Source organism: Variovorax sp. 01T432, from assembly GCF_056398605.1.
Genome location: NZ_JBFTPS010000059.1, coordinates 1 through 12,807, shown reverse-complemented (window position 1 = coordinate 12,807; position 12,807 = coordinate 1). Strand labels below are relative to the sequence as shown.

At 68.8% G+C, this 12,807-nt stretch carries 12 protein-coding genes; 6 read left to right on the top strand and 6 right to left on the bottom strand.

What is annotated here, in order from left to right; translation table 11 throughout:
- Positions 1-4: 4 nt before the first annotated feature.
- The 3 genes from uraD to AC1DNF_RS29960 are packed head-to-tail and all read right to left on the bottom strand — an operon-like array spanning position 5 to position 3,430.
- Entirely contained in the window at positions 5-1,783 is a 1,779-nt protein-coding gene (gene uraD / locus AC1DNF_RS29970) for a 2-oxo-4-hydroxy-4-carboxy-5-ureidoimidazoline decarboxylase (RefSeq protein ID WP_478152301.1), read from the bottom strand.
- 5 nt (positions 1,784-1,788) lie between these two features.
- Positions 1,789-2,739 carry an allantoinase PuuE gene (gene puuE, locus AC1DNF_RS29965; RefSeq protein ID WP_478152300.1) on the bottom strand — a complete coding sequence of 317 codons (951 nt, stop codon included), beginning with the start codon at positions 2,737-2,739 and terminating at the stop codon, positions 1,789-1,791.
- Between the two features lie 16 nt (positions 2,740-2,755).
- Positions 2,756-3,430, bottom strand: a complete 675-nt coding sequence (locus tag AC1DNF_RS29960) for a GntR family transcriptional regulator (protein ID WP_478152299.1) — start codon at positions 3,428-3,430, stop codon at positions 2,756-2,758.
- 73 nt (positions 3,431-3,503) lie between these two features.
- On the opposite strand from AC1DNF_RS29960, the gene uraH reads away from it, so the two are divergent.
- Positions 3,504-3,866, top strand: coding sequence for a hydroxyisourate hydrolase (gene uraH, locus AC1DNF_RS29955; RefSeq protein ID WP_478152298.1), 363 nt, complete (start codon positions 3,504-3,506; stop codon positions 3,864-3,866).
- A gap of 179 nt (positions 3,867-4,045) precedes the next feature.
- On the opposite strand, the gene AC1DNF_RS29950 is transcribed toward uraH, so the two are convergent.
- Positions 4,046-4,549 (bottom strand): hypothetical protein, encoded by a 504-nt coding sequence (locus AC1DNF_RS29950; protein WP_478152297.1) that lies wholly within the window; start codon positions 4,547-4,549, stop codon positions 4,046-4,048.
- Between the two features lie 53 nt (positions 4,550-4,602).
- Between AC1DNF_RS29950 and xdhC the strand changes: the two genes are divergently transcribed.
- The 3 genes from xdhC (at position 4,603) to AC1DNF_RS29935 (ending at position 8,143) form a co-directional block, all read left to right on the top strand.
- Positions 4,603-5,415, top strand: coding sequence for a xanthine dehydrogenase accessory protein XdhC (gene xdhC / locus AC1DNF_RS29945; RefSeq protein WP_478152296.1), 813 nt, complete (start codon positions 4,603-4,605; stop codon positions 5,413-5,415).
- Between the two features lie 153 nt (positions 5,416-5,568).
- The gene (locus AC1DNF_RS29940) at positions 5,569-6,774 is read left to right on the top strand and encodes a urate hydroxylase PuuD (RefSeq protein ID WP_478152295.1); all 1,206 of its coding nucleotides are present in this window, start codon (positions 5,569-5,571) and stop codon (positions 6,772-6,774) included.
- 40 nt (positions 6,775-6,814) lie between these two features.
- Complete coding sequence (locus AC1DNF_RS29935; RefSeq protein WP_478152294.1) at positions 6,815-8,143, top strand: glycerate kinase type-2 family protein; 1,329 nt, start codon at positions 6,815-6,817, stop codon at positions 8,141-8,143.
- On the opposite strand, the gene AC1DNF_RS29930 is transcribed toward AC1DNF_RS29935, so the two are convergent.
- Both AC1DNF_RS29930 and AC1DNF_RS29925 read right to left on the bottom strand, forming a co-directional pair.
- Positions 8,132-8,689, bottom strand: coding sequence for a hypothetical protein (locus tag AC1DNF_RS29930; RefSeq protein WP_478152293.1), 558 nt, complete (start codon positions 8,687-8,689; stop codon positions 8,132-8,134). The genes AC1DNF_RS29935 and AC1DNF_RS29930 overlap by 12 nt on opposite strands.
- A 236-nt stretch (positions 8,690-8,925) precedes the next feature.
- Positions 8,926-9,522: a TetR/AcrR family transcriptional regulator gene (locus AC1DNF_RS29925; protein ID WP_478152292.1), complete on the bottom strand. Its 597-nt coding sequence runs from the start codon at positions 9,520-9,522 to the stop codon at positions 8,926-8,928.
- A 37-nt stretch (positions 9,523-9,559) separates the two neighbouring features.
- Here AC1DNF_RS29925 and AC1DNF_RS29920 point away from each other — a divergent pair, with 37 nt between their 5' ends.
- Positions 9,560-10,939 carry an MATE family efflux transporter gene (locus AC1DNF_RS29920; protein ID WP_478152291.1) on the top strand — a complete coding sequence of 460 codons (1,380 nt, stop codon included), beginning with the start codon at positions 9,560-9,562 and terminating at the stop codon, positions 10,937-10,939.
- Between the two features lie 412 nt (positions 10,940-11,351).
- On the top strand, positions 11,352-12,662 hold the full coding sequence (locus tag AC1DNF_RS29915; protein ID WP_478152290.1) for a hypothetical protein: 1,311 nt from the start codon (positions 11,352-11,354) through the stop codon (positions 12,660-12,662).
- The last annotated feature ends 145 nt before the right edge of the window (positions 12,663-12,807 follow it).

Genomic DNA, 12,807 nt, shown 5'->3' with positions numbered 1-12,807 from the left:
CGCCTCAGTGCGCCTGTTCTTCGGCAAGGTTGTCCATCAGCAGCTGGAAGGCCTGCACCGCCAGCTGCATGTCGTCGTTGGTGCTCGATTCGAGCGGGTTGTGGCTGATGCCCGAGTTGATGCCGCGCACGAAGAGCATGGCCTGTGGCATCACCTCGTGCAGCTTCATGGCGTCGTGGCCGGCGCCGCTGGGCATGCGAAAGAGCGGCACGCCCAACGCATCGACGGCCTTCTCCCAGCGTGCCTGCCATTCGGGCGCGCTCGGCGCCGCCGCCGCCTTCATGGTTTCCTCCAGCGTCCAGCGCACGCCACGGCGCTCGCAGATCTCCTTGAACGCGGCCAGCACGTCCGCCACCAGCGCATCGCGCTGCGGATCGGTCGGCGCCCGCAAGTCCAGGCTGAACTTGCAGCGCCCCGGCACGACGTTGATCGAGCCGCTCGGCACTTCGAGCATGCCGACCGTCGCGACCGAGTCGCCATCCTTGGCCGCGCGCCGCTCGGCGAAGAGAATGAGTTCGGCCACCGCGGCCGCGGCGTCTCGGCGGCGGTCCATCGGCGTCGTGCCCGCATGGCTGGCCATGCCGATCACCTCGCCCAGGTAGCGCACGCTGCCGTTGATCGAGGTCACGATGCCCAGCGGAATGTCCAGCTCGTTGAGCACCGGGCCCTGCTCGATGTGGACCTCGACGAAGCCCAGGTACTTCGCGGGGTCGCGCCTGAGCTTCGGGATGTCCTCTTCCTTCAGGCCGGCGATGCGCCTGGCTTCGCGCATGGTGATGCCGTCGGCATCCTTCTGGTCGAGCCACTGGGGATCGAAGTGGCCGATCAGCGCGCCCGAACCCAGGAAGGTGGCCTTGTAGCGCTGGCCTTCCTCCTCGGCGAAGCCCACCACCTCGAAGGCGAAGGGCAGGCGCCGGTTCTGGCGCTTGAGTTCGCGCACGCAGGCCATCGGCACGAAGATGCCGAGCCGCCCGTCGTACTTGCCGCCGTTGCGCACGGTGTCGTAGTGCGAGCCGGTCAGCAGGGCAGGGGCATCGGGCGTCGCGCCTTCATAGCGCCCGACCACGTTGCCGACGGCGTCGATGTCGACGCTGTCGAAGCCGGCCTCCCGCATGTCCTGCGCGATCTGGCGCGCGCAGGCGCGGTGCGCCTCGGTGAGGTAGGTCACGGTGAGCTGGCCCTTCTCGGCATAGCCCGGGTCGGTGTGCGCCGCGAGTTCCTCCTGCCAGTCCCAGACGACATTGCCGAGCGCCGGTTCGGCGCCGAACTTGTCGTCCAGGCGCAGCTCCGCGATGCGGTGGATGTTGCGCAGCGCCTCGCCGCGTTCGAAGTCGGGGTGGTTGTCCAGCCGGCGCGCGAAGGTGTCGATGATCTCGCGCCTGGAAAGGCCGGTGCCGCGCGGCCCGCGCACCGCCAGGATGAAGGGAAAGCCGAACTTGGCGTTGTAGTCGGCGTTGAGCTGCTGGATCTTCGCGAACTCCTCGGGCGTGCAGTCGGTCAGGCCGGCCTTGCCCTGCTCGTTCGTCGATTCGGCCGTGAGGGTCTTGCTGACCATGGCCTTGCCCGCGAGTTCGGGGTGGGCGCGGATCAGGCCCAGTTGCTCGTCGCGCGTGGCGCCGGCCACCGCCTGCACCAGCGCGTGCTTGAGATGCGGCAGGGAGCGGAAGGGGCGCGCGGCCATGGCCCGGGCGGCGATCCACGGTGAGTGCTCGTAGACGCCTTCGAGCAGGGCGGCGGCCTCGTCGGGCGCGGCGGCGTTGAGTTGTTCGATGGTGATGGCCATGTCAGTCAGGCTCCATGGGTGGCGGTGTAGGGATGCGTCTTCTTCCAGTGGCGCGCGATGTCGAGCCGGCGGCAGACCCAGACCCGGTCGTGGCTGGCGATGTGATCGAGAAAGCGCTGCAGCGCGGTGATGCGTCCCGGCCGGCCCAGCAGCCGGCAGTGCATGCCGATGCTCATCATCTTCGGGGCCTCGTCGCCTTCGGCGTAGAGCGCGTCGAAGCTGTCCTTCATGTACTGGAAGAAGGGGTCGGCGTGCGAGTAGCCCTGCGGCAGCGCGAAGCGCATGTCGTTGCAGTCGAGCGTGTAGGGCACGATGAGATGCGGCACCACCTGGCCATCGGTCTTCTGCACCTTCATCCAGAACGGCAGGTCGTCGCCGTAGTAGTCGCTGTCGTATTCGAAGCCGCCGTAGTCGGCCACCAGCCTGCGGGTGCGCGGGCTGTCGCGCCCGGTGTACCAGCCGAGCGCGCGCTCGCCGGTGAGCTTCTCGATGGCGGCCATGCCCAGGCGCATGTGCTCGCGCTCGGTTGCCTCGTCGATGGTCTGGTAGTGAATCCAGCGCCAGCCGTGGCAGGCGATCTCGTGGCCCAGTTCCTTGAAGGCGGCCGTGAGTTCGGGGTAGCGCTCGAGCGCCATGCCGACGCCGAAGACCGTCAGCGGCAGGCCGCGCTTCTCGAACTCGCGCAGGATGCGCCAGACGCCGGCGCGCGAGCCGTATTCGTAGATCCCTTCCATGCTGATGTGCCGGTCGGGAAAGCTCGCGGGGTTGAACATCTCGGAGAGGAACTGCTCGGAACCCGCGTCGCCATGCAGCACGCAGTTCTCTCCGCCTTCCTCGTAGTTCAGGACGAACTGCACGGCGATGCGCGCGCCGCCGGGCCATTGCGCATGGGGCGGATTGCGGCCGTAGCCGGCCAGGTCGCGCGGGTAGGGGAGGGTGGTGTCGTAGATGCTCATGGGCGGCTCCGGGGCGTCAGGCCAGTGCGAGCGAGATGTCGTGGCTCGGCACCCTGCGGTCGAAGGTGAGGTTGGCCTCGACGTGCTCCAGGTGCTCCGTCATGAGGCGCACGGCGCGCTCCTCGTCCTTGGCGGCGAGCGCCTTGACGATGTCGCCGTGTTCGTCGTTCGAATGTTCGGCCGCGCTCGCGCTCTGGTACATGAGCGTGATGAGGGCGCAGCGCGAGATCAGCTCGCCCAGGATCTGCGCCAGCACCGCATTGCCCATGAGCTCGGCCATGCGCACGTGGAAGTCGCCGAGCAGCTCGGTACGGCCCGAGATGTCCTCGCCGGCCACGGCGGCCTTCTCGAGCGCGACGTGTTCCTTGAGCGCCTTGATCTTGGCCGGCGTCACGCTGCGCACGAAGGCGCGCGTCATCTCGGCCTCCAGCATGCGGCGCACCGCGAAGACCTGCTTGGCCTCGTCGACCTCCGGCGCGGCGACGAAGGCGCCGCGCGCGGGCTCGAGCCGGATGAGCTTGTTCTGCGAGAGCTGGAACAGCGCCTGGCGCACCAGCGTGCGCGACACGCCGAAGTGGTCCGCGAGCTTCTGCTCTGCGAGCTTGCTGCCCGGCTGGAGCCGGTGCTCCACAATGGCTTTAGTGAGTGCGTCGACGATGGCGCGGGTGGTGGTCGAGTCCATGTTTTTCATGATAGACCCAAAGCCCAGAACTGTATACACTTTTGTCGACCGGAATTTCCCGAATGCCTTGAAGGAGCAAACCATGGGCTTGAGCACCCACGTACTGGACACGATGCATGGTGGCCCGGCGGCTGGCATGCAGGTCGCGTTGTTCACGACCGATGGCACGGGCGAGGACGCGAAGGCCACGCTGGTCAGGCGCTTCACGCTCAACGCGGACGGGCGCAGCGACGGGCCGCTTTATGACAACAGCACGCTGAAGGTGGGCACCTATCGCCTGGTGTTCGACGTCGCCGGCTATTTCAAGTCGCGTGGCGTGAAGTTGCCGGAGCCGAACTTCCTGAACCGTGTTTCGCTGGATTTCGGCGTCGCGCACACCGACCAGCACTACCACGTGCCCCTCCTGGTGAGCCCATGGAGCTACTCCACCTACCGCGGCTCATGAGCCAGACTCAGAAGGGCCGCCGCGCCCGGCCGCCCGAAGCGGCCGGCCCGCCCCCGGTAGGGGGTAGGCGAGGCGACACGAAGTGCGCGCAGCCTGGGGGCGAGCCGCGTTCAGGCGCCCGGCCGCCCGAAGCGGCCGGCCCGCCCCCGGCAGGGGGCGCGCAGCCTGGGGGCGAGCAACTACATCTGCCCTTCGCTCAGCGTGTCGAGCTGGAAATGGCCGCTCTTGTCCCACAGCCAGGTGTCGGTCCAGGTCACCTTGCCCAGCTGCGTCGCGGCCGGGAAGGGCGAGGCCTGGAGGACGGTGCGCTCGATCTCGGCGATCACTTCGGGCGCGTGCTTGGGCGCGCGCATCCAGTGCATGGAGAGCACCTTGCCATTGGCGTCGAGATTGACCTCCAGCGTGCCCACGGCGTAGAGCAGCGGCGGCAGCTTGCCGTCGTAGATGCGGTTCTTGTTGTTGTTGTAGATGTGCTGGGCGGCGTCGCGACGGTAGGCGCGCGCCGTGGTGGCGTTCGATGGGCGCGGCCGCTTGCCCGCCGCATCCGCGGTGGCGTCGGTCAGCTGCCCCGGCACGGGGTGCGTGATCGGCGCGGTCGGGCCGGTGCCGCAGGCGGCGAGCCAGAGCGCGCTCAGCAGGGCGGCGCCGCGGGAGAAATGGCGAAAGATGGACTGGGAATTCATTGGCGCGGTTATACCGTGCCGGCGGTGGGTCCGCGCAACTGGAGGTATCGCCAATGACCGGCGCGGTCGATGAACTACGGGCTCGCCTGCGGCACGAAGACGCCGTCCTGGTGCGCGTCGAATCGACCCAGGGCTCGGCCCCGCGCGAGACCGGCACCTGGATGGCCGTCTGGGTCGATGGCCTGACCGGCACCATCGGTGGCGGACAGCTCGAGTTCCAGGCCACCGAGGAGGCGCGCGGCTGGCTGGCCGGCGGCCCCGCCATCGAAGGGGTGCGGCGCTATCCGCTGGGCCCGAGCCTCGGCCAGTGCTGCGGCGGTGTCGTGTTCCTGTCGTTCCGTCGCATCGCGGCGCCGGATTCGCAGGCGCTGCAGGCCGAATTGCTCGCGCGCCTGGAGCCGGTGGCGCTCTTCGGTGGCGGCCACGTGGGCGCGGCCCTGGCGCGGCTGCTCGCCTCGCTGCCCTTCGCGGTGCGCTGGATCGACAGCCGCGACGGCGTATTCCCCGACGCGCTGCCGGCACAGATCGACACCGAGCACTCCGAGCCGGTGCAGCACGCGGTGGCGCAGCTCGCGCCCGGCTCGCGCGTGCTCATCATGAGCTTCAGCCACGCCGAGGACCTGGACATCGTGATCGCCTGCCTGCGCCGCCTGCGCGAGCGCGACGACCTGCCCTACATCGGTCTCATCGGCAGCAAGACCAAGTGGGCCACCTTCCGCCACCGCCTGCAGGCGCGCGGCTTCACGGCCGATGAAATGGCCCGCGTGACCTGCCCGATCGGCGTGCCCGGCATCACCGGCAAGGAGCCCGAGGTGATCGCGGTCGCCGTCGCGGCACAGCTCTTGCAGACCCTGGGAACCTCCTGATGCGAAATCCACACCGGCAAGCTCCAAAAGTGTATACACTCCAGTCCACAACAAGCCGCAGCGGAGCGAGGCCCGGTCCACGGCCTGCGTTCGCGGCACTTTCTCTGCTTACAGCGCCCGCAGTGGTGAGCAGGCCAAACCAAGGTTGAGCACATGGAAAGCTACTACCTCGACTGGGCCAATCTGCTGCTGCGCTGGGTCCACGTCATCACCGCCATCGCATGGATCGGCGCCTCCTTCTACTTCGTGATGCTGGACAACAGCCTCGAGAGGCCGCAGGACCAGGAGTCGCTGGACAAGGGCGTCGGCGGCGAGCAATGGGCGGTTCACGGCGGCGGCTTCTACAACATGCAGAAGTACACGCTGTCGCCCAAGAAGCTGCCGGACCACCTCCACTGGTCGTATTGGGAGAGCTACAGCACCTGGCTGACCGGGTTCGGGCTCTTCACGATGTCCTACCTCTGGAACGCCAGCACCTACCTGATCGACAAGTCCCGGATGGACTGGCAGCCCGGCGCCGCGATCGCCGTGGCGCTGGCCTTCTTCGTCGTGTTCTGGATGGTCTACGACGGCATCTGCCAGATCTTCGGGCAACGCAAGAACGGCGACACCATCGTCGGCGTGCTGGTCGCGATCTTCATCGCCTTCGCCGCCTGGCTGGCCTGCCACTGGTTCGCCGGGCGCGCGGCCTTCCTGCTGGTCGGCGCGATGATGGCCACCACCATGAGCGGCAACGTGTTCTTCTGGATCATTCCCGGCCAGCGCAAGAACGTGGCGGCGATGCGCCTGGGGCAGCCGGTCGATCCGGTGCACGGGCAGCGCGGCAAGCAGCGCAGCGTGCACAACACCTACTTCACGCTGCCGGTGCTGTTCGCGATGCTCAGCAACCACTACAGCTTCACCTACACGCACAAGTACAACTGGCTGGTGCTGCTGCTCATCATGCTCGGCGGCGCGGCGATCCGGCAGTTCTTCGTGGTGCGCCATCGCTTCAAGCTCGGCAATGCGGGCAATCCCCTTCCGTATGCGCTCCTGGGCGTCGCGGTGCTGGGCCTGTCCATCGTCTGGATGAAGCCGGAGCCCGCCGCGGCGCCGCTGGCGGGCGCGGCCGCGCAGAAGGTGGCCTTCGGCGACGTGCAGAAGGTGTTCGAGCAGCGCTGCTACATGTGCCATGGCGCGCAGGTGCAGATGAAGAACGTGCGGCTCGATTCGCCCGAGCAGGTGGCCGCGCATGCGCAGGCCGTCTACCAGCAGGTGGTGGTAACGAAGATCATGCCCATGAACAACGCGACGGGCATCACCGACGCCGAGCGCGCGCTGATCGGCAAATGGTTCGAGGGGGGCGCGAAGACGAACTAGCGCCCCGCCCGTGGACAATCGGCCTTGGAGACACTGACAAATGAACGCACCGACCCCCACCCCCGACCCGCGTCGCGCCCCGCGCGAATTCCTCGAACACCTCTTTCGCGCGGCCGTCGAGCGCGCCTTGCCGCTCGCGAGCATGGGCCCGTACCTGCCCGCGCCGCCCAAGGGCCGCACGATCGTGCTGGGCGCGGGCAAGGCCGGCGCCTCGATGGCGCAGGCGCTGGAGGCCCTGTGGCCGGCCGACGCCTCTCTCTCGGGGCTGGTGGTCACGCGCTACGGCCACATCCCGCCCCGCCCCGAGGGCCTGGCACAGCGCATCGAAGTGGCCGAGGCCGCGCACCCGGTGCCCGACGAAGCCGGGCTGAAGGCGGCCGAGCGCATCCTGGCGCTGACCCAGAGCCTCACGGCCGACGACCTGGTGCTGTGCCTGATCTCGGGCGGCGGCTCCGCGCTGCTCACGCTGCCGGCCGAGGGCCTGACCCTTGCCGACAAGCAGCGCATCAACACGCAACTGCTCGAATCGGGCGCCAGCATCGGCGAGATGAACTGCGTGCGCAAGCATCTCTCGCGCATCAAGGGCGGCCGGCTCGCGGCCGCGTGCGCGCCGGCGCGGGTGGTCACGCTCACCATCAGCGACGTGCCGGGCGACGACCCGGCCGTGATCGCGAGCGGGCCGACCGTGCCCGACGCGACGACCTGCGCCGACGCGCTGGCCATCCTCGATCGCTACCGCATCGAGGTGCCGCCGCCGGTGCGCGCGCGGCTCGAAAACGGTGCCCTCGAAACGCCCAAGCCCGCCGATGCGGTGTTCCAGGGCCACCTGACCCACCTGATCGCGACGCCGCAGCAATCGCTGGAAGCGGCGGCGGCCGCGGCGCGGGCGAGCGGCATCGAAGCGCACATCCTCAGCGATGAGATGGAAGGCGAGTCGCGCGAAGTCGGCAAGGTACACGCGGCGCTGGCGCGTTCGGTGGCGCTGCGCGATGCGCCTTTCAGGAAGCCCTGCGTGATTCTCTCGGGCGGCGAGACCACGGTCACGATCCGCCCGCGCCAGCCCGGCCAGGCCAAGGGCCGCGGCGGCCGCGCGGGCGAGTTCTGCATGGGCCTGGCGGGCGCGCTCGCCGGCCAGGAGAAGGTGTGGGCGCTGGCCGCCGACACCGACGGCATCGACGGTGTCGAGGACAACGCCGGCGCCTTCGTCACGCCCGACACGCTCGCGCGCGCGACAGCGGCGGGCCGCAAGCTGGCCGATCACCTGGACCGCAACGATGCCTATGGCTACTTCGATGCCATCGGCGACCTGTGCGTGACGGGGCCGACGAACACCAACGTGAACGACTTCCGCGCCTTGCTAATCCTTTAGCCAGCGCCGCAGCCGGGCGGGCAGGCCCAGCAGACCCATGAGACCCGGCGCGGATGGCGCCTGGCCGGCGTCCTGTTCCTTCTCGGCGTACAGCTCCCGCTGCCGCCGCAGGCAGCGCTGGAGCGCTTCGAGATTGCGCTCGTTGTAGGTCCATACGCCCTGCACCACGAAGTTGCCAGGCGTCTGCGAGTCCGGCTGCGGGCTGATGGTGACGCCGTCCGCGCCGATGTCCTGCAGCAGCTGCGATCGTGCGGCGGCCACCGTGGTGCCGTCGCCGTAGATCTGGATCTGCCGGCTCAAGGAATAGCTGACCATCTGGACGCCGTGAAAGCGCTCGACAAGAAAGGCGGTGACCTCCAGCAGCACCAACGGAGCGAACGCGCGCTTTTCGGCCCTTCCAAGCGGCGAGCTCACGAAGCGCGAGATGAGAACCTCCGTTCCGTCGCGGTTCACCTGGACTGGATCGAGGGTCCCGAGATGAGCATGCCCGTCGTAGACGTACAGCGGCTGGCCGAGCTCGTACGGCGCCGAGTCCGGCCCGGTCAAGCGCAGTCTGCTGGGAGTGGGAGGGGTTTGCCGCGTCGCCGTCATCTGTGTGTCATGTTACTGGGGTAAGCACCAATGTCCGACTGCACCAAGTGGCCGATTCGGACCTTGTGCTCGGAATATCACCCGGCGCGGGTCCTTTTCCCGGGACTCCGGCCATCGATGGGCGGCAACTGAGGCATTTCGTACACGTTGTCGAGCCCTGCAAGCGCGCGCGTGCGGCTGAACAGGTGGCGCTACCCGGTCCGAGCCGCCCCGAGCAGGTGCGCCCGCGCCGCGTCGAGAAGCTCGCCCGAAATCTCGTCGCCGCGCGTGGCCCGCGCCAGCACCATCGCCCCCACCATCGTTGCCAGCTGCGCCATGGCCTCGCTGCGGTCCCTGGCCGCGTCGCCGCTGTCGTGCAGCGAGGCAAGCACTTCCAGCTGCTGCTTCAGGCCGGCGAGATAGGCCGCGTGGATCGGCTTGTCCGCCGGTTCGCGCGCCACGTCGACGGACAGGGCGGCGGTGGGGCAGCCGCTGCCGGCCGAGTTGCGGCTCTGCGCCGAGAGATAGCCTTCGACCAACGCCTTCAGCGCGCTCGCCGAGTCGGGCTTGCCCTCGATGCGGCGGCGCCAGCGGTCCGCGGATTCGTCGAAGGCCGTGGCACAGGCGACCGCGGCCAGTTCGTCCTTGGATTCGAAATGGCCGTAGAAGCCCCCATGCGTGAGCCCGGCCGCCGCCATGATGTCGGCCACGCTCACGCCCTTGACGCCCTGCTCGCGGAACAGCCGGGCCGACGCGTCCTGGATCGCCAGCCGGTTGCTGTCCGCCTTTTCTCTGGATACACGCGGCATGAGGCCTCCTTCTGAATGATGGTTATCATCATAATAAATGTCGCTGGTCATCAAAACTCCCCGCCCGGTCAATGCGCGCCTCGGCGCCATGCTGCACGGCCCGATCACGCCGACCCTCGTGCGGCTGGCGTGGCCCAACCTGCTGATGATGGTGGCGCAGTCGAGCACCGGCCTGGTCGAAACCTGGTTCCTGTCGCACCTGGGAACCAACGCGCTGGCCGGCGCGGCCCTCGTCATGCCGGTGCTGATGATGATGCAGAACATGTCGCAGGGGGCGATGGGCGGCGGGATTTCTTCGGCCATCGCGCGCGCGCTCGGCGCGGGCAGGGCGGACGAGGGCAGCGCGCTGGTGCTCCAGGCCCTGATCCTCAACGGCGGCCTCGGCCTGGTCTTCTCGGCGCTGCTGCTTCTTTTCGCCGCGCCGCTCTACAGGGCCATGGGCGCGCAGGGCGGCGCGCTCGATGCGGCGCTGGCGTATTCCAACGTGCTGGCGGCCGGCCTTGTCCTGATGTGGGTCATGAACGCCCTGGCCAGCGTGGTGCGCGGGACGGGGAACATGGTGGTGCCGGGCATGGTGATCTGCGGCGGTGCCTTGGTGCTGGTGGCGCTCTCGCCCTGCCTGATCTTCGGCTTCGGCCCCTTTCCCGAGCTGGGCATCGCCGGCGCGGGGTGGGCGCTTGTGGCGTACTACGCCGCGGGCACGGCCGTGCTCGGGTGGTATTGCCTGAGCGGGCGCAGCGCCGTGCGGCTGCACAAGGGCCAGCCGCGATGGCGCCTGATGCGCAGCATCCTGCGCGTGGGCGGCCTCGCGACGCTCAACCCGCTGCTCACGAACGGGCTGATCGCCTCGACCACCGCGCTGGTCGGCGCCTACGCCGGCACCGCCGCGCTCGCGGGCTATGGCACGGCGGCGCGGCTCGAATACCTCCTTTTACCGATCGCCTTCGGGGTCGGTGCGCCGCTGGTGGCCATGGTGAGCTCCAACATCGGCGCCGGCCAATCCGAGCGGGCGCTGCGCGTCGCGCTCACCGGCGGCGCATTGGCCTTCGGCCTTTGCGAACTCGTCGGGCTCGCCGCCGCCTTCCGGCCGCATGCGTGGATGCTGCTGTTCAGCGCCGATGCGCGGATGCTGGACGCGGGCAGCGCCTATCTGCGCGCCGCGGGGCCGGTCTTCGGTTTTTTCGGCATGGGATTCACCCTCTACTTCGCATCGCAGGGCGCGGGGCGCATGGCCTGGCCGTTGATGTCCGGCCTGGTGCGGCTGCTGGTGGCGGTGGGCGGCGGCTGGCTGGTGCTGAGTTTCACCGGTTCGCTGCGCTGGTTCTTCGCGGTCACCGCGTTGGCGACCTTTCTGTTCGGGGCGATCACGCTGAGCGCGGTCGCCTCCGGTGTGTGGTTCAGGAAGGACGGCGCATGAAGCGATGGGTTCCGGGCGGCGGCGCGATCGGCGGCCACCGCGGCGCGCGGCTGACGCAGCGCTGAAGGCGCCGCGCGAACGCGCGCGTTTCGCGATCGCGTGCATCGCTTCGGTCTTTCGGCCATGGTGGTCCGGGATCGGGGCCTCTACTTGCGCGATGCCCATCACGCCAGCCCACTCGTCGCGAGAAGCTTCGCGCCACATTACTGGCCCGTCCGGCGACGCCGCGTCGACGCCCGGTGCAGCCACGCGATCGTCCCCGGCGCGCCCATCGCCTCCACGCGGGCCGCTTCTCGACGGCCTCGCGCCGCGAAAGGCCGCATCTTGCTCGAACTCCCTGATCGCCCTGGATCTCGCGCTGCCGGCACCGAAGCTCGCTTCCCGTTCCAGCGCTGGCCCGCGGGATGATCGGGTGGAGAGCTTCATCCTCGATCTGGCCGACCTCGGACCCGTCGACGCGGGCCCCGCGAAGGAAGGCGCATCGACACAGGCCGCCCACTACAGGGCCGATGCCGGAAAGCGCTACCGCCTCAAGTGCAACGCGAACCGCCCCGGCGTGACCTTCCACGAGGTCTTCGCTTCCCGGCTGCTGGATGCGATCGGGTTTTCCTGCGCGCCCAAGGCCGCGCTCGTCAGCCATTCGGCCGGCAAGCTGGGCGCGGCACCCGGCGACGTCTGGATCGCGTCCCCGGAACTGCGGGGCTTCGAGGACGTCGGGCCCTTCCTGGTCCGATCCGGCATCGCGCACGTGGACCCTTCGTCGAAGGCGGCCTACCAGACGCATGTCGCAACCCACCAGGGCGCCATCGGGCAAGCGCATGCGCTTCTCGAAGAGCCCGCCGTGAAGGCCTTGATGCACGGCTACAGCAAGGGCGGCATCGACAAGCTCGACGCGCGACAGCACGCCGATCTGCAGCCGCTTCGTGATTGCTGCAGGCGCGCGCTGCAGGCGCAGGACAGGATGTTCGAGCTCCTGCCCGCCGCATTCCGCCGCGAACTGCTGCGGGCCTTCTATGCGTCCGAGATCGTCGCCAACTGGGATTTCCTGAACCATGAGCGGGCGAACACCGGCTTCACGGTCAGGGATGGAAGCGTGCGGGCGCACACCGTCGACTTCGGCAACAGCGGCCCGATCGGCTTCGGCGGCAAGCTCAAGGCCGAGAGCCTGGCGGCCGCCAGGCAGCCCGCGCGAATCGATGATCCCCATCTGCACGCCGGCGCACCCCTGGCGCCGACGGGCTACCTGTGCAGTCATCTGGATGAAAGGGATGTGCAGTTCACCACCGTCTCGCGCAGTTTCGCCCTGGTGGGGCAGCTACCCCGGTCGGCCGTGTTCGCGCGCTTTCTCGCCGCGGTCATCCGCCTGGAACGCGACAGCGACGCATCCGTGCGGGTGTCGCGCGCGGCGCCGGACGAGGCCCTCGAAGTGGCCTGGCACCTGTCGAAGCTGCCGAGAGGCTGCGTCAGCCGGTTCGCGAGACAGTTCTTCGAACAGGGACGCGCGCATGCGGACCGCGCGATTGCCGCCCTGTTCGACCCCGCCACGACCGCATTCCGCGACAGCGACGCGCTCGCGCAAGCCTATCAACAGCGCATCGACGGCATCGTCGATCGCGCGATGCGAGGGGACCAGCTGCGGCGCTGGGCGGCCCGAAACCCCGAACGCGCGGCCCGGATAGCGCATGACGCGGCGCGGATGACGATCCGCGCCGAGACCGCCTAGGGCGTGTTAACACTATTTGACTTGAAGGTACGGGCTGCGAGAAAATCCGTGCATGGAAATCACGCCAGCGCAGTTCGCCCAGATCGAGCATTGTTTGCCCACGCAGCGGGGCAATGTCAGCTTGTCCAACCTGGATGTGTTGAAT

What these genes read in the sequence shown, in the direction of transcription:
- AC1DNF_RS29925 (WP_478152292.1), bottom strand. Translation starts at nt 9,522, where the DNA reads ATGCCGCGTGTATCCAGAGAAAAGGCGGACAGCAACCGGCTGGCGATC.
- uraH (WP_478152298.1), top strand. Translation starts at nt 3,504, where the DNA reads ATGGGCTTGAGCACCCACGTACTGGACACGATGCATGGTGGCCCGGCG.
- AC1DNF_RS29920 (WP_478152291.1), top strand. Translation starts at nt 9,560, where the DNA reads ATGTCGCTGGTCATCAAAACTCCCCGCCCGGTCAATGCGCGCCTCGGC.
- uraD (WP_478152301.1), bottom strand. Translation starts at nt 1,783, where the DNA reads ATGGCCATCACCATCGAACAACTCAACGCCGCCGCGCCCGACGAGGCC.
- puuE (WP_478152300.1), bottom strand. Translation starts at nt 2,739, where the DNA reads ATGAGCATCTACGACACCACCCTCCCCTACCCGCGCGACCTGGCCGGC.
- AC1DNF_RS29960 (WP_478152299.1), bottom strand. Translation starts at nt 3,430, where the DNA reads ATGAAAAACATGGACTCGACCACCACCCGCGCCATCGTCGACGCACTC.
- AC1DNF_RS29935 (WP_478152294.1), top strand. Translation starts at nt 6,815, where the DNA reads ATGAACGCACCGACCCCCACCCCCGACCCGCGTCGCGCCCCGCGCGAA.
- xdhC (WP_478152296.1), top strand. Translation starts at nt 4,603, where the DNA reads ATGACCGGCGCGGTCGATGAACTACGGGCTCGCCTGCGGCACGAAGAC.
- AC1DNF_RS29940 (WP_478152295.1), top strand. Translation starts at nt 5,569, where the DNA reads ATGGAAAGCTACTACCTCGACTGGGCCAATCTGCTGCTGCGCTGGGTC.
- AC1DNF_RS29950 (WP_478152297.1), bottom strand. Translation starts at nt 4,549, where the DNA reads ATGAATTCCCAGTCCATCTTTCGCCATTTCTCCCGCGGCGCCGCCCTG.